Genomic DNA, 15940 nt, shown 5'->3' on the forward strand with positions numbered 1-15940 from the left:
TATTTTATCGTGTACGATATTACAAAAGCAATTTCTATGTTAAATGCGTTATCGGTATTAATCTTGCGCAGTACTATTAGTCATCAGATGTTTTTAAAAATCTTCCAGATCCTTATCACAAATTAATTTAGACATAAATTCATTAAAGCTGTTACACAGGAAAAGTGTACTTTTACTTTGATTATCAGATACAGATAGATTGTCAGACCATGTATCGAAAGTGCAATAGTATATTTTTCCATTGTTGAAATTAATACAAAAATAGTTACCACCTGCGTCGTTGGCAAACGGCAATAATTGTTTCGACAATAATTCTCTATTCCAAAATTGTTGGGCAATATGATCCATCAAATAGGCTTTATTATCATTTAAAGTTGCATAATATTTTATCGGAACTAATTCATGAATTGTGACATAATCATATTCGCCTTGTGGATCGATCCAAGTATTATTTTCGGGCATCCCACCATTCTGTTTTAATAAAAACGCTTTTAATTGTTCGGGGATTTTAATTTTTAAGATACTTTCAATCTCAGCAATATCACTGGTATCAATTGATTTTTCAGAATGATAAAATTGGTTACTTTCACGGGGTTTGATATCTTCATATTCGATAGCGTAATCGTTATCTTCTTCATCTGCGGTCAGACAACCTAAGAAATGTTCTAAAGATTCAGATAAATAAATACTATTTTTTTCGAAATTTTGTTCTTTACTAAGCGTTGTATCCCAAACTGATCTTAGGTATTGATATATAGCACCAGTATCAATATTTATACATAAAAATCCATTCTGGTAACTGCGAGCAAATGGTAGTAGAAACTTAGGTAATTTGTCTTCATTCCAATGTTGTAATGCAATTCCCTCTATTACAAATTTGGGATCATTTTTAAATGCTTGATTATATTTTATTGGAATAAAATTTGAAATTTCAACAATATAAGCTGGCTCACCTACCTTATACACACTTTTATATACAAGGCCGCCATTGCAAGTAAGATACAGCTGTTTTAAGGATGACGGTAATTGAATACCTAACTTATTTTCACATTCTGTTAGGTTATCAATAGTTATCTTCTTTTCGCATTCATAAAAATTATTTTTGTCAAACATCCCTTTCACCTAATGATAAATCCATAGCGTTGGGTGGGTATTATCTTGGCTTTTCCCCAGGTTAATTAACCCTACTGCTGCGTTACTTTGCTTAATAAGTTTTTATTCAATCGAATAGTTGTATCGTGACACTGTAACAAATAGACAAAATGACATCACGACTTGAATGACATCTTACGCTGAACACTTTTCTGCTATAAATTAAAAAGCGAAGATGTCAGCTATAAAATCAGTTTTAACCAATTTACATATTGACTATTTTGGTAATGAATATTTTTTTATTTTATTAAATCTTGTTCACGTAATTTAGTTAGTACTTCACGCCCTTTTTCAGAAAGTTCCATTTTTTTTTAAATAAATAGCCAGCCTGTTTTCAGGAATTATTGAAATTCGTTTAGGATATTTTATGAAAGAATCTAAGGTATCATCTGGAAAAGGAATGTTAGGGTTATTGTAATCATCTTCATCTGGATCATAATCGTCTTCGACTTCTGTTCTTGTTATCATTGCTAATGAGGCATCAATGTCGTTGGCGACCAATTTTAAGTTTGTATTTTCCCCCCTTTCATATCAAAATATAGATCATTAACTTCGTGATCCCAGTGATAAATTTTACCTTTCGGGCTTAAACAAAGTAGGTCACCGTAATTAAGGCGAGCTATTGCTAAATAATTTTCTGGAATGCGATCTAAATAGCTGTCATTGATTGACAGTAAATCTTCTCTATCTTTTTTTGAAAAACCAAAAATAACCTCTAAGGGTAACGCTTCGCCATCGCAATCGATACAATAGTCTATTTCAGCTTCATCATCTAAAATAATCACATTATATCGTTTTAGAAATTCGATATAGGCATAATTTATTTTGGTATTTAAATTTAACTTTGTAATACATTTATCAATATCTTTGGGTATACGATATTTTGATTTAAACATGGTTATTCCTTACATAATCAAATTGATGCATTATTTTTATAATAAAAGCTTTTTTATTTTGTATTGATAAAATATCATACTTAATTATTAAACGCCATTACGATGCAACTCATTAATTTAAATTAATATTTAAGTTGATAAACTATTATTCTAAACAGGTGATTTTGATGTTCGACAGCAAAAGCCACTCAAGATATAGAGAAAACATAAAAATGTAGTAAAGCAATATAAGCAAGTTATATCGCTTAGTTAGGATTGTAGTAAATTGCTATTGATAAAAGAGATGACGTCGTCTTTATCCATTTCAAATTCTGGACTTGCATCAATGCCGCTTAAATAATCGATAACATAGGCTAGTTTTGCATCAGTAATACGATGATCTAAATAGAATTCAAAAGCATAATTCGCCACGTTTGACGCAGTATAATTATTATCAAGCAGATAAAATAATCCGTTTAAAAACAATAACCTTAAGTCATGCATATTCATCCATCTATTATTTGTGAATTTAAATTACTCAATATATCAGCGTAAAAAAACGTTTCGTTATAAGAAAAGATCATTCTATTTTTAGAGGCGATAAATAGAATACTTGTTTCGTCACTGGGATAAAAAAAATCATTCCATGATTTTATAAAAATATCCACAGGCACAATCGCACTTGCTATTTTCCCCCAGAAGAAAAAAACAGATGAATGACCTGCTAGTTTGTTTTCGAAAAAAAACGAAGATTGTTTGGAATTTTTAAAATCTAAATCGATTTTTTCTGTCACTGAACAAAACATTGGTGGCATTTTCATTAAGTGATCAAATGGGAATATCATATCCCAAAATCGACTAGATTCATCTTCATCAAGAAAAATTATCCTCTTTTTTTCTTCAGAAGATAATATGCATTCTGTAGAGTTGAATCTCCAACCAATTGGATATTTTTTTTCATCAATAGTAAAACTTTCTCTATTCATAATAATATAGTCTAGTACCAACAAGATTTTAACCGTACTTGATTAGCATTATTTATTTTTATGAAAGTTCTATTTCTTTTGAAAAATCAAATGCAACCAGACCGGCTTCTTCTACTTTTTTGCCTAAATACTGTCCCTAATACCTTAAATTCTGTTATATCTGGCTATATTCTATTTCTTGTATCGGTTTGCCGCACAATTAATAGCTATATATTTTTTTTCCAACTCTGGCAATAACGCCTTAGGCACTATTAGTTTTTAAGTTATCAATCCTCGAGATCTTTTAGCCATTTTTGATATCTTTCTGGATCCTTTGCAATCAATGTTTTTAATGTTTCAAACACTTCTTTTATCCCTGAAGGATCCACTTTATATTTATTGAATACAAAAATCATTCCCTCTGCGATGGTATCAAGAACATAGAACATTTGTTGCGTATAACAACTAAACGTTTTATAAGGTATAAAAATTGAGAAATGCACCTCTTTTCGTTTTGATAAGGTTAAAGGACCGTAGACTAAATTTTTGTGTTCTTGTGTAGCAGAGATAGTAAAAACTAAATCATAATCTGTTGTTTTAAACAATTTGTCATAATGTGGAAGCGTTTTGTTTAATTTATTGAGATTTGATCTCCACGGATTTAAAACCGTATTAGTAATTTCATAATAAACGCCAACTTCAGCCCACAAGAATAAAAAATCAATCTTCATTTACATCGTCCTTTCGATTTATCACTGTTTTGATTGCAAACTGGAATTTTTCCTGTTTTTGTATAATGCTCCTCAATTTTCAGTGTCGCTACTGGTTTTGTTGTTGGAAAGCGTTTTCAATAGCATAAGTATCTTGCTATTTAACTTTAACTTTCTCTACACATACCCCAACTAATTTGATATTTTTCAGCCTTTCATAAATACTTTCATATAAAAGTAAACCCAATTCCGTACAGCATATTGGGTATGGTGGATATTCGCTCTCAAGTAAAAACCACGGCGCTCTTTCTCTTCTTGAGTGAAAATGGCAGTCAGGGCAGACAAAAAGACGCTCATTTTCAGGAATAGGCTGTCCATCAAAAATATATGGTTTTTCACCTCTAAGTACAACGTAATCATATTTACTAATAAAAGTTATAAATGGCTGTTTATGCTTTTCACTTTCCACTTTATTATAAATAGAACCTATATTTAAATGTTTTTCAGCCTCTTCACCCAGCAAACTAAATAAGCGCAGCGACATACTACTAGGTATCAGAAGATGACCTACCATGGGCATATCTAGATTTTTCCTGATTTTCCCATCCGTAATCACATCCATACCACCGTGAGGTAGTTTTAGTGTATGGCAATAATGACAAAATTGCTCTTTGTTTTTACGCTCCCATTCGGGAACGATATCGACAGTGTCCATTCCTGAATAATATAGGTGATAAAGTTGTTCACGCTTCATTTAATTTCCTCATATCTATTATTATCTATATTCTCCCTAACAGCACTTTCAATATTAGTTCCATATTTTGCATCAGTTTTCCTAGCGGCATCAAAAGACGGTTGCTAGCTTTGCCCAGTCGGTGTTTTTCGATACGGCGTCGATTAGGCGGTGTTAGACGTCATAATCGAGTACAGGGTGCCGTTGGAAGTCTCATTCTAGGTGTTACAATAACGTCAAAATTTGTGCTAATCAATCTAGAGTAGATTAATTTTTTGAAATAAATTACATTATTATTTCAAATAAATATTATTTTTCTTTTGGTTCCCAAAAAGAATCATCAGAAACAAAAATCTCATTCAGTTTTAAATCTAAAGGAATATATTCAATATAATCAGCCATTTCATCATATGGTGAAGGAAGTGTAAAAGATATACCGTAATCTTCGTCAACAATAAGTGTACCATTTAGAATGCGCTGACTTTTTGTTAACAAGATAAGCTCTTTCATCGTAATCCCCGCATACAATTTTTTCTTGTATTTCCCTTGATAATGTTCATTACATCCTACAGCAATAATGTCACCTTCAGAATTAGTAGAAATTATTATTGTCCCAGCCTCTAAAAAATAGGCATACATTTTTTCATTAAAAGGGTAAGGGGTCATATATTCTTTTACTTCGACCGTAAAATTTTTGTATATTTCATCTAAATAAAAATCTATATGGCGTTCCAATTCAATATTTCCTAAAGATTTATAGCTAACTATATCTGCATTAAAATCAATCATTTTTCATTTTCCATTCATAAGCATTCCGTTAATATAGACAGGTGAATCTTGAATACGATCATAGTTTTTAAATTCCCAATGGCCAATTCTACCTAAAACCTCATCTGGCCCTTTGCCTGTTGATTTATAGACTTTCCAATAATCATTACTGTGTATATTAGGTTGAGATGCAGAACCACCTGTATGATAATCCAATTTATATGTTGTACCAGATTTAGTTGTTTTAACATAAACTGTATATTGAATAGCGTACGGATTTTTTGCTTATGATTTCGTTACCTTCCTCCCCTTCGATATCAAGTAATCATAAACTTCTTCTGGCTTTTTACTTGCAAACGATTTAACCAACATTTAGATCCGTTTTTTTTACGTTTGAATCCTTCGGAAGGTTTACAGCTCCAGTTCCACGGTTCGATCCATATCAACCCATTAGGCGCATACTGATACTAATTAAACCCACCCAACAGCCCAATCGGGTCCAGCTGCGTGAATCTACCTATATCACGTCGCTGTACCTTAAAATATTGTAATGTAGGCAAATTTATTTGTCTAAATACTGTCCCAATACCTTAGGTGATGTTGTATCTGGCTGTGTTCGATTTCTTGTATGGTGTTGCCCCGCAGCTGATAGCTGCATGACCATACAATATGATCGGTTTCATCAGTAAGTTCTTCTGGGGCACCGTTGACATCGGTGTGGTAGTACAGCACTTATGTTCTGTACCGGTGGTGGTCTCTACACTAGCTAAGGGTTCGTAGACGCTTTTACTTCTATCGGTACGAGTTTCTTGAATCATTATTAACCCGTCCCACAGAAAGTGGGTACGGTTGCAGGCTTTGCCCGCTCGGTCTATCTGGTGCTTTTCGATACGTCGGCCTAAGGCATCGTAGCTGTCGTACTGTGTACCTTTGCAATCTGTTTGCTAAGGGTACGGTCGTGTGCGTCGTAGGTATATTGCAGTCCACATAAGTTATGTAACTGTCTGCAACGTATTAGGTTCTGATTTTCGCTTTTTCTGTCTTGGTGCAACAGTTTTCGATGCGGCCGGTGCGGTCAGAGTGGTAATCGGTCTGTCCTTGCCGGGTATGTTTTTTACTCACCAGCCGGTCGAGGTTGTCGTACTGGTAGCGGCGGTCGGTAAGGATGTCGGACAGGATGGTGTTGTGGCCACGCCGAGTTTGTTTACGTTGTAGGCGGCTGTTGCGGCCGTATTTGAATTCGGTGTTCAGTTGCCCCTGACTGCGTAGGACTTCGCGGTACAGGTGGCCGGACCCGTAATACAGGCTGTTGAGGGTTCGCCCGTCCGGCAAAGTGGTGGCGATGCGGTTACCCGAGTTGCTGTACTGATAGCATAACGTCAGAAATGGTAAGTAATTTCGGCTATGTTGCCTGCGGTAAAGTCGACAATGTTAACATTATCAAGGAAATTAAACGTTAATTTTTTCACTTGAATTCTTTAGTTTAACAAAAATACTTGGTTGAATTGATAATAATTAAGAAAGATTAAAGAGTATATTTTTCCCATTTATTATCTATGTCATCGTAAACTTCTTTTTTATCAATCCGCCATTCATGATTTTTAAAATGCAAAGTATATCGAAATTGATCTTTTACGCCATTTTGTTCTTGAGTATATATTACTATTTTATTATTTTTCAATTCTTCGGTTTTTAAAAATTTTTCATCTGGCGAATATTCAGGCGGATTACCACAGCCCAATGAAACTTGCCGTCCATATTTTCGCTCTTTCTTTGTACAATATTTATTAAATATACAATTCAAATCATCAATCATATTTAAGCGAACTTCTTCGGATGAACCATTTTTTACAAGTGGATAATAATGTTTCTCCCAATTATTCATTGCAATAATAAAATTTTTTAAAATATTTTCTGCATTTTCTAAACTCATTTTATTTACCTAATTATCAAATACTTCGCTTAACACATTTTTCCCATTTTGAGAAACAGAATATTGTATTTTTGGACTAGTACTACCTTTGTCATAAATAAAATTCCATTCTATATCTACCGTTCCATTTTTTTCAATATATCTTCTTACTCGCTTCTCAAAAGTTCGGTATTTTCCCCGATTCAAACCTTTTAATTGAGGGAAAACATTATCTGTGACACCTGAACCTTCTAATATTTTAGCTAAGATATGTAAGCGTCATCATTTGCATTACCTAATCTTGTAGCCCAAGCTTTTGAAGAGGATTTGTTGCTGTCCCTGTGCCTATATCAGCTTTGGAAACTGTTGCTTTTGCTGAAAGAGGCTGACCATGAGTGCCCCGTTCAACTTTTACCTTACAAATCCAGCCCCACGGATCAATCCACATCAGCCCATTAGGCGCATACTGATACAGATTAAACCCACCCAAGAGCCCTATCGTATCCGGCTGCGTGAATCTGCCTATATTCGGGTCATAGTACCTGAAAGTATTGTAATGTAAGCCCGTTTCTCTGTCTAAATACTGTCCCTGATACCTTAAGTTCTGTTGTATATCGGTATGTTCGATTTCCTGTATCGGTTTGCCCCACAGCTGATAGCTACATGCCCATACAATATGACCGTCTTCATCAGTGAGTTCTTCCGGGGCACCATTGACATCGGTGTGGTAGTACAGCATTTTCTGTTCCGTACCGGTGGTGGTCTCCACTCTGGCTAAAGGCTCGTAGCCGCTTTCATCAGTGTAGATATAGACGTTTTTGCTTCTGTCGGTACGGGTTTCCTGAATCATGCTTAGCCCGTCCCACAGATAGCGTTTCGTTTATCAGATGTCTTTCTGACTATTGTTAATAGCCAGGTTTACTAAATTAGATTATGTGTATAAATCTATTCCTTTTACTTTATTTTTTATAAAAAACTGTCGTAACGACTCTGAAATCACAATTAGCCCTATAGATTCTTCACACCTTGCCATACAAAATTGCTCATTTATATTTTCTTTAAAGACAATTTCATAAAATTTTTTAGGTCCATCAGGCAAACTCTCTAATAATGGTATATATTCAGATTTATTCATATCAATACATGATATTAAACGCAGAATATTTAAAACCTTATAACCAGAATAGCTGCGACCATTAACAATTATAGTTGCATCTATTAGCTGGACATCATGTAAAAAATCTTGATTGTTTGAAAGTAAATTCGCAAGTCTAGGCGAGATAAAAACAGGACCATCACTGAAATAAATATCATAAGAGAGTAAACGTTTTTCACTTACTTTTTTTTCTAATTTAAAAACTATTGGTTTATTTGATTGAATTTTTTTGCATTGTAAAAGTTCGTAATAATCATCTCCAGTTGAGATATATTGAAACCAATAACTATCAGGATAATTACCTATCATAAGTTCATAAATCATATCAACATCCTTTAGACGGCCTAATTGAATTTTTATTTAAAATAGTTTTTCCACGACGTAAATCCATTCTTTCTGTTTTTATTAGTTCATTTAAATGTTTTTCGTATTGCTTTTGTGTCCAATTTTCTTTTTGACCCCTTTCATAAATGTCATCCATTTGCCTTTCTATCTTCCGTGTGTATGGTTTATGTGAACCGTTGTGAATCGTTCTAGTAGCATGCGCATCAGCTGAAGTAGGCAGATACATTATATTTTTAACCGAATGAATATTCATACCAGCCGCTTTAATTAAATTATGATTTTTCAGTTGCTGTGGAATAATATGATGCTTTTGGAACCCATCAATCTTCGGCATCGTATTATATGTCCATAAACCCCAAGGATCGATCCATATCAACCCATTAGGCGCATACTGATACAGATTAAATCCACCCAGCAACCCAATCGGATCCGGCTGCGTGAATCTGCCTATATCCGGGTCATAATACCTGAAAGTATTGTAATGTAAGCCGATTTATTTGTCTAAATACTGTCCCAATACCTTAGGTGATGTTGTATCTGGCTGTGTTCGATTTCTTGTATGGTGTTGCCCCGCAGCTGATAGCTGCATGCCCATACAATGTGACCGTCTTCATCGGTGAGTTCTTCTGGGGCACCATTGACATCGGTGTGGTAGTACAGCACTTATGTTCTGTACCGGTGGTGCTACCTATTCAAGACAATGGGGTTCTGTCAGTATCAAGGTATGACAATTATAGCCGGCTATAACAAAGTTGAATCCAGTACAGACTATAAAAGTAAAATATTTAAAATTAATTATTTTTTACCTTCTCTGATTTGAGCTAAGCCATTTTCAAGACGACTTAGGTTTTGATATTTTTTAGCAGCTTGACTTCTATTTAAATATTTAAGCCATCCCTCTACAGCTGTATTAAATAATGCTAGACCTTCTGGTGTTACATTTTCCCTTTTAATCACTGTGTCAGTTTTTAATTTTCCTTGTTCATCAAAGGGCTCAATATCGATCAATAATTTTTGTTTTTTTAAAAAACCGAATAAAGCTGTGGCAGTGTCAATGACAGCATCTTGAAGTTTTTTGCTTTTATTTTTAGTAAGCAACATAGGAATATTATATAAAGGATAATCAATTATTTCTTTATTAAATGCAATTTTTAAATCCTTATCATTGATATATCCTAGCATTTTCTCACTCAATAAATATTCTAAATCAATATCTTGGTACGAGATTTTATTCTTTTGTATAGCATATAGACTGATTAAAAATGGATAAGCGTATGCCTTAGGATAATAAATAATATCATCAATCAATTTTTTATTTACCTCGATAAGATTATAGGCTCTTTCAAGATAGATAGTATTCAATATTTTAAGTATTGCATCAAAAATATTTTTTTTTCCACTTTCTGTTTTGGGTAGTATAATCGGAACAGAATTCTTTTCATCAAGATAATTTGACTGATAAATACTATCCAACATATGTTGATTCGATGGGTAAGGAGGTGAGATATTATCAATGAAATCTTTAATTTCAGATGAATATACATACATATTGAATACATATTGATAACCACTGTTCATATATTCAAAAAATATATTTGCCTTAGCTCCCTTTTTATTGTCTAAAATAATTTTATTCCTATTAACCTTAATATAGGGATATGACCTTAATTGATCTTTTAAAAAAATTTGTAATTCTTTTTCAAATTGGGTTCTTAATTCTTTAGACATCGTATATAGCCTCCAAACCTAACGCCTTTACCACTGTGCGTAGCAATTTCGATAATTCCTTTTTTACCTTTAGATGACATAATAGTTACTTCTGTTTGATTTAATTTATCTTTTAGTTTATTAAACCTTGTTCACGTAATTTAGCAAGGACTTCACGCCCTTTTTCAGAAAGTTCCATTTTTTTTAAATAAATAGCCAGCCTATTTTCAGGAATTATTGAAATTCGTTTAGGATATTTTACGAAAGAATCTAAGCTATCATCTGGAAAAGGAATGTTAGGGTTATTGTAATCATCTTCATCTGGATCATAGTCATCTTCAACTTCTGTTCTTGTTATCATCGCTAATAAGGCATCAATGTCGTTGGCGACCAATTTTAAGTTTGTATTTTGTTCTAAATAGCCCCCTTTCATATCAAAATATAGATCATTAACTTCGTGATCCCAGTGATAAATTTTACCCTTCGGGCTTAAACAAAGTAGGTCACCATAATTAAGGCTAGCTATCGCTAAATAATTTTCTGGAATGCGATCTAAATAGCTATCATTGATTGCCAGTAAATCTTCTGTATCTTTTTTTGAAAAACCAAAAATAACCTCTAAGGGTAACGCTTCGCCATCGCAATTAATACAATAGTCTATTTCAGCTTCATCATCTAAAATAATCACATTATATTGTTTTAGAAATTCGATATAGGCATGATTTATTTTTGTATTTAAATTTAACTTTGTAATACGTTTATCAATATCTTTGGGTATACGATATTTTGATTTAAACATGGTTATTCCTTACATAATCAAATTGATGCATTATTTTTATAATAAAAGTTTTTTTATTTTGTATTGATAAAATATCATACTTAATTATTAAACGCCATTACGATGCAACTCATTAATTTAAATAAATATTTAAGTTGATAAACTATTATTTTAAACTGGTTATGTCGATGATTGATAGCAAAAGCTGCTCAAGATATAGAGAAGTAGTAAAGCGCTGTAAATTTTTAAAATTTTCAGTCCTCGAGATCTTTTAGCCATTTTTGATATCTTTCTGGATCCTTTGCAATCAATGTTTTTAATGTTTCAAACACTTCTTTTATCCCTAAAGGATCAGTTTTATATTTATTGAATACAAAAATCATTCCCTCTGCGAGGGTATCAAGAACATAGAACATTTGTTGCTTATAACAACTAAACGTTTTATAAGGTATAAAAATTGAGAAATTAACCACTTTTCGTTTTGACGAGGCTAACGGACCTTTAACTAAATCTTTGTATTCTTGTGTGGCAGAGATAATAAAGAATAAATCATAATCTGTTGTTTTAAATAATTTATCATAATGTGGAAGCGTTTTGTTTAATGCATTGAGATTTTCTATCAATGGATTTAAAACAGTATTAGTAATTTCGTAACGAACCCCAACTTCAGCCCACAATAGTGGAAAATTAATTTTCATTTACATCGCCCTTTCGGTTTATCACTGTTTTGATTGCCAACTGGAATCTTTCCTGTTTTTGTATAATGCTCATCAATTTCAGTATCTCTACTGGTTTTGTTGTTGGAAAGCGTTTTCAATAGAATCAGTATTTTGCTATTTAACTTTAACTTTCTCTACAAGTACCCCAACTAATTTAATATTTTTCAGCCTTTCATAAATACTTTCATATAAAAGTAAACCAAATTCCGTACAGCATATTGGATATGGTGGATATTCGCGCTCAAGTAAAAACCTTGGCGCTCTTTCTCTTCTTGAGTGAAAATGGCATTCAGGACAGACAACTAGACGAACATTCTCAGGAACAGGCTGTCCATCAAAAATATTTGGCGTTTCACCTCTAAGTACAATGTAATCATATTTACTAATAAAAGTCATAAATGGCTGTTTATGCTTTTCACTTTCCACTTTATTATAAATAAAACCTATATTTAAATGTTTTTCAGCCTCCTCACCCAGCAAACCAAATAAGCGCTGCGACATACTACTAGGTATCAGCAGATCACCTACCATGGCCATATCTAGGTTTTTCCTTATTTTCCCATCCGTAATCACATCCATACCACTGTGAGGTAATTTTAGTAAATGGCAATAATGACAAAATTGCTCTCTGGTTTTATGCTCCCATTCAGGATCGAGATCGACAGTACCCATTCCTGAATAATACAGGTGATAAAGTGGTTCACGTATCATTTATATACCTTATATCTATTATTTTCTTTATTTTCCAAAATAGCACCTTCAATATTCGTATTATTTAGTGTATTAGTTTTGTGTTTTTCGATAAGAACTTTTATCAAATGGTTGGCTACATTACTTGATGCTATAAAATCCCAAGCCATAAATACCTCATATTTTAATTATTATCTATTGTGAGATGTTTATCTTTCTTAATTATTTTTACTTTCTCGAATTTTAGCTAAAGCTTTTTCTAGCCGACTAAGATTCTGATATTTATGAGGATTTGTGCTTCTATCTAAGTAATCATACCATCCTCGAACAGCAGTTTTGTATAATTCCTGACCTTCTGGCATAAGATTAGATTTTATAAGAACCGTATCAGTTTTTAAATTACCCTCTTCATCAAACGGCTCAACACCGATTAATAATTCATGTTTTTTTAAAAAACCAAATAAAGCTGTTTTGGTTTGTATAATAGCATCTTGCCAACATTTTTTTTATTTCTTGTAAGCAACATTGGTAAATTACGTAAAGTATAATCAATTTCATTCATTATTTTACCCCACTAACAATTGACTATCGGGTCCGGCTGCGTGAATCAACCTATATCAGGTCGCTGTACCTTAAAATATTGTAATGTAGGCTAATTTATTTGTCTAAATATTGCCCTTGAGATCTTAGGTTCTATTGTATTTGGGATGTTTTATTTCTTGTATCGGTTTACCTCACAGCTTATAGCTGCACTCCTAGATAATGTTACCGTCTTCATCGGTGAGTTCTTCAGCACACGGCACTATACCGTAAGTTATTTACAGCGATACGCCGTTAATTAAGTTAAGCGGTAAATGGCTGAGAGAGGCAGGATTTAATACCGGCACCAGCGTGACAGTAAAGATTGCGAGGACTGTATTGTTTTAATACCGGACAGTCCGCAAGAAGGGGAACTGAGGGAGCAACTGGCACAGGTTAAAAATATGCTCAGTTGGGTTAGGTAGAATTTAATTATTTAAAAAAATAGCTGGGAGAGATAAATTTTCCCGGCCCTACATATAACATCTATTCATATTTACTAAATTTCTCTATCCAGCCATTTTCTGTAAAAAGTTCACCAGATAATCCATCACTGAGCTCAAGAATATTTTTTTCATCATTCCCATCTTGAGATATCAACAACTTCATGTTTTCTTCATTTTGCTCAAGCATATTAAGAACATTATAAATAACACTGTCAATAGAATTAAAAACCACCTTTTTCAAAACATTAATTTGATTTTCATCAAAGGCTTTTATTTCATTACTCAGCTCAATAGAGCTTTTAGATTTCATTCTACCATTTAATATGGCTTCAAACTCAAAAATAGATTGATCTCTGATACTAGAGATAAACTCTTGACCAAAGGAATCAAGTAATTTCTTATCTGACATATTAATTACTCCTATTTAATTCCACGGTATATTTGATGGTGAAGTTACACCCTGTGATTTTAAATTCCATAAAGATTGAGCGACAAGATCTCTCGCCTCTTTAGTGGTGGCACCACCGGCTTTAAGAGCATCTACAGCTATTTTTGTGTGTTCAGCCAAAGTATTCGGGCGGCCACTCTTAGCCACTTGATCATAAGCATTGCGTTGTTAATTAGTCATATCCTAATTTCGCCATGCCTTCTGATTCATATAGTCCTGACTAATTGAAAAACCTTTCTTTACATAGTCCTTTCGGTTTATAACTGTTTTGATTGCCAACTGGAATCTTTCCAGTTTTTGTATAATGCTCATCAATTTCAGTATCTCTACTGGTTTTGTTATTGGAAAGCGTTTTCAATAGAATCAGTATCTTGTTATTTAACTTCGACTTTCTCTACAAGTACCCCAACTAATTTGATATTTTTTATCTTTTCATAAATATTTTCATATATTAGCAAACCCAATTCCGTACAGCATATTGGGTATGGTGGATATTCGCTCTCAAGTAAAAACCTTGGCGCTCTTTCTAGTCTTGAGTGAAAATGGCATTCAGGACAGACAACTAGACGATCATTCTCAGGAATAGGTTGTCCATGAAAAATATTTGGCGTTTCACCTCTAAGTACAATGTAATCATATTTACTAATAAAAGTTATAAATGGCTGTTTATGCTTCTCACTTTCCACTTTATTATAAATAAAACCTATATTTAAATGTTTTTCAGCCTCTTTACCCAGCAAACTAAATAAGCGCTGCGACATACTACTAGGTATCAGCAGATCACCTACCATGGCCATATCTAGGTTTTTCCTTATTTTCCCATCCGTAATCACATCCATACCACTGTGTGTGTGAGGTAGTTTTAGTCTATGGCAATAATGACAAAATTGCTCTCTTGTTTTATGCTCCCATTCAGGATCGAGATCGACAGTGCCCATTCCTGAATAATACAGGTGATAAAGTGATTCACGCTTCATTTCGGTATACCTTATATCTATAATTGTTTATATTTTCCCAAGCAGCAGTCAATATTTATTAAATATTTTGCATCAGTTTCCTAGCGGCATCAAGAACAGTATAAAAAGATGGTTGCTAGCTTTGCCCTGTCGATGTTTCGATACGTCAGCCGATGGCTTAGCGTGTGAAGTGGTGAAGTGGTGAAATGGTAAAATAAACGCAATGACACTATTTAGTCGTTCTTAAGTCAGTTTTTGTTTAGGCTCGTTCTAGTCTTATTGAACGATAGTCAATTAAATTATGTTTTATTCATATAATATATTTCTAATATCTTCAATTAAATACACAATTACAATCAGAATGATGACTTACACGTTATTGAAATGAAATTTTAGTATGATTAAAAGTTTCCAATTTTTAATCAAAGTCTAGAAATGCATCATTTTCATAATAAAAGATGAAAGATCTGAATAAATCATCTAATGTAACATTGTCTGATTGCCCTTGAGCATAACTAACTACATCTTCAATACTCGATCCGTCTAAGGTCTCTATCCAGCCGTCATTTTCAACTTGTTTGGGAAGATATTCATCTGAATCAAGAGGAAAATCCCCACTATCCAAAGAAAATATACCTTGTGTATCAAGATTCCAAGTCGTTTTATCTGGGGGAAGATAAAACCAAGTTTGAGGAATTTTATCTGGATTAGAAAGAATTTCTCGAATCGTCATTAGTTTCATATTGTCTCACTCAAATTACAATTTACATTAACCACCAAGCTTTTTTAAGCCGCCTTTCTGATTTGGATGTAAACTATTTTGTACAAGCCCATACGCTTTGTGCTCTGCTCTTGGTATGCGTTCAATCGTTGTCGGTTTATATGCATTATGATGCCATGAATATTTTGGTGGGCTTGTCGATTTCCCCCCCGCCAATAGGACCTAATTGAACAGGTGCCACAATACCTTTAGGTAACATCAACTAAATCTTTTTCTATTG

The 15940-nt window shown here is 33.3% G+C and carries 26 protein-coding genes and 1 pseudogene; 1 reads left to right on the forward strand and 26 read right to left on the reverse strand.

Annotated features, from left to right (window positions below):
- Positions 1-93: 93 nt before the first annotated feature.
- From J3U66_RS02255 to J3U66_RS02345, 21 genes and pseudogenes are all read right to left on the reverse strand, one after another.
- Positions 94-1113 (reverse strand): SMI1/KNR4 family protein, encoded by a 1020-nt coding sequence (locus J3U66_RS02255; RefSeq protein WP_267347783.1) that lies wholly within the window; start codon positions 1111-1113, stop codon positions 94-96.
- 330 nt (positions 1114-1443) lie between these two features.
- The gene (locus J3U66_RS02260; protein ID WP_267347785.1) at positions 1444-1653 is read right to left on the reverse strand and encodes a hypothetical protein; all 210 of its coding nucleotides are present in this window, start codon (positions 1651-1653) and stop codon (positions 1444-1446) included.
- Between the two features lie 2 nt (positions 1654-1655).
- A complete protein-coding gene (locus tag J3U66_RS02265; protein ID WP_267347787.1) occupies positions 1656-2048 on the reverse strand; it encodes an SMI1/KNR4 family protein in 393 nt (130 codons plus the stop codon).
- Positions 2049-2297: 249 nt separating this feature from the next.
- Positions 2298-2531 carry a hypothetical protein gene (locus tag J3U66_RS02270; RefSeq protein WP_267347789.1) on the reverse strand — a complete coding sequence of 78 codons (234 nt, stop codon included), beginning with the start codon at positions 2529-2531 and terminating at the stop codon, positions 2298-2300.
- A 2-nt stretch (positions 2532-2533) separates the two neighbouring features.
- Complete coding sequence (locus J3U66_RS02275; RefSeq protein WP_267347790.1) at positions 2534-3013, reverse strand: hypothetical protein; 480 nt, start codon at positions 3011-3013, stop codon at positions 2534-2536.
- A gap of 266 nt (positions 3014-3279) precedes the next feature.
- On the reverse strand, positions 3280-3723 hold the full coding sequence (locus tag J3U66_RS02280; RefSeq protein ID WP_267332745.1) for a hypothetical protein: 444 nt from the start codon (positions 3721-3723) through the stop codon (positions 3280-3282).
- 136 nt (positions 3724-3859) lie between these two features.
- Complete coding sequence (locus J3U66_RS02285; RefSeq protein ID WP_267332744.1) at positions 3860-4456, reverse strand: hypothetical protein; 597 nt, start codon at positions 4454-4456, stop codon at positions 3860-3862.
- Positions 4457-4744: 288 nt separating this feature from the next.
- Positions 4745-5224 carry a hypothetical protein gene (locus J3U66_RS02290; protein ID WP_267332743.1) on the reverse strand — a complete coding sequence of 160 codons (480 nt, stop codon included), beginning with the start codon at positions 5222-5224 and terminating at the stop codon, positions 4745-4747.
- A gap of 549 nt (positions 5225-5773) precedes the next feature.
- A complete protein-coding gene (locus tag J3U66_RS12850) occupies positions 5774-5935 on the reverse strand; it encodes an RHS domain-containing protein (protein ID WP_416379531.1) in 162 nt (53 codons plus the stop codon).
- Between the two features lie 282 nt (positions 5936-6217).
- Positions 6218-6535, reverse strand: a complete 318-nt coding sequence (locus tag J3U66_RS02295) for a hypothetical protein (protein WP_267332742.1) — start codon at positions 6533-6535, stop codon at positions 6218-6220.
- A 193-nt stretch (positions 6536-6728) separates the two neighbouring features.
- The gene (locus J3U66_RS02300; protein ID WP_100151982.1) at positions 6729-7136 is read right to left on the reverse strand and encodes an NTF2 fold immunity protein; all 408 of its coding nucleotides are present in this window, start codon (positions 7134-7136) and stop codon (positions 6729-6731) included.
- Positions 7137-7145: 9 nt separating this feature from the next.
- Positions 7146-7385 carry a DNA/RNA non-specific endonuclease gene (locus tag J3U66_RS12855; RefSeq protein ID WP_416379624.1) on the reverse strand — a complete coding sequence of 80 codons (240 nt, stop codon included), beginning with the start codon at positions 7383-7385 and terminating at the stop codon, positions 7146-7148.
- 25 nt (positions 7386-7410) lie between these two features.
- A complete protein-coding gene (locus tag J3U66_RS02305; RefSeq protein ID WP_267332741.1) occupies positions 7411-7965 on the reverse strand; it encodes an RHS repeat-associated core domain-containing protein in 555 nt (184 codons plus the stop codon).
- Between the two features lie 81 nt (positions 7966-8046).
- Positions 8047-8595, reverse strand: a complete 549-nt coding sequence (locus J3U66_RS02310; RefSeq protein ID WP_267347792.1) for an imm11 family protein — start codon at positions 8593-8595, stop codon at positions 8047-8049.
- 1 nt (position 8596) lies between these two features.
- Positions 8597-9279, reverse strand: a pseudogene (locus J3U66_RS12860) (RHS repeat-associated core domain-containing protein); the annotation flags it as partial.
- A gap of 132 nt (positions 9280-9411) precedes the next feature.
- Positions 9412-10344 (reverse strand): hypothetical protein, encoded by a 933-nt coding sequence (locus tag J3U66_RS02320; protein ID WP_267347795.1) that lies wholly within the window; start codon positions 10342-10344, stop codon positions 9412-9414.
- Between the two features lie 112 nt (positions 10345-10456).
- A complete protein-coding gene (locus J3U66_RS02325) occupies positions 10457-11122 on the reverse strand; it encodes an SMI1/KNR4 family protein (RefSeq protein WP_267347797.1) in 666 nt (221 codons plus the stop codon).
- Between the two features lie 233 nt (positions 11123-11355).
- Entirely contained in the window at positions 11356-11799 is a 444-nt protein-coding gene (locus J3U66_RS02330; RefSeq protein ID WP_267347799.1) for a hypothetical protein, read from the reverse strand.
- 135 nt (positions 11800-11934) lie between these two features.
- On the reverse strand, positions 11935-12531 hold the full coding sequence (locus tag J3U66_RS02335; protein ID WP_267347801.1) for a hypothetical protein: 597 nt from the start codon (positions 12529-12531) through the stop codon (positions 11935-11937).
- A complete protein-coding gene (locus J3U66_RS02340) occupies positions 12528-12680 on the reverse strand; it encodes a hypothetical protein (RefSeq protein ID WP_267332734.1) in 153 nt (50 codons plus the stop codon). The genes J3U66_RS02335 and J3U66_RS02340 overlap by 4 nt, the downstream gene beginning before the upstream one ends.
- 48 nt (positions 12681-12728) lie before the next feature.
- Entirely contained in the window at positions 12729-12872 is a 144-nt protein-coding gene (locus J3U66_RS02345; RefSeq protein ID WP_267347803.1) for a hypothetical protein, read from the reverse strand.
- A gap of 454 nt (positions 12873-13326) precedes the next feature.
- Here J3U66_RS02345 and J3U66_RS12865 point away from each other — a divergent pair, with 454 nt between their 5' ends.
- Positions 13327-13437, forward strand: a complete 111-nt coding sequence (locus tag J3U66_RS12865; protein WP_416379711.1) for a SymE family type I addiction module toxin — start codon at positions 13327-13329, stop codon at positions 13435-13437.
- A 138-nt stretch (positions 13438-13575) separates the two neighbouring features.
- On the opposite strand, the gene J3U66_RS02350 is transcribed toward J3U66_RS12865, so the two are convergent.
- The 5 genes from J3U66_RS02350 to J3U66_RS02370 all read right to left on the reverse strand — a co-directional run bounded on the left by J3U66_RS02350 (position 13576) and on the right by J3U66_RS02370 (position 15876).
- Entirely contained in the window at positions 13576-13944 is a 369-nt protein-coding gene (locus tag J3U66_RS02350; protein WP_267332732.1) for a hypothetical protein, read from the reverse strand.
- 15 nt (positions 13945-13959) lie between these two features.
- On the reverse strand, positions 13960-14130 hold the full coding sequence (locus tag J3U66_RS02355) for a hypothetical protein (RefSeq protein ID WP_267347805.1): 171 nt from the start codon (positions 14128-14130) through the stop codon (positions 13960-13962).
- A gap of 227 nt (positions 14131-14357) precedes the next feature.
- Positions 14358-14960: a hypothetical protein gene (locus tag J3U66_RS02360; protein ID WP_267347807.1), complete on the reverse strand. Its 603-nt coding sequence runs from the start codon at positions 14958-14960 to the stop codon at positions 14358-14360.
- Positions 14961-15357: 397 nt separating this feature from the next.
- Positions 15358-15681, reverse strand: coding sequence for a DUF7716 domain-containing protein (locus tag J3U66_RS02365; RefSeq protein ID WP_267344197.1), 324 nt, complete (start codon positions 15679-15681; stop codon positions 15358-15360).
- 27 nt (positions 15682-15708) lie between these two features.
- Positions 15709-15876, reverse strand: a complete 168-nt coding sequence (locus J3U66_RS02370; protein ID WP_267347809.1) for a hypothetical protein — start codon at positions 15874-15876, stop codon at positions 15709-15711.
- Positions 15877-15940: the final 64 nt, after the last annotated feature.

The sequence above is a fragment of the Gilliamella sp. B2969 genome (assembly GCF_026536195.1).
Taxonomy (GTDB): domain Bacteria; phylum Pseudomonadota; class Gammaproteobacteria; order Enterobacterales; family Orbaceae; genus Gilliamella.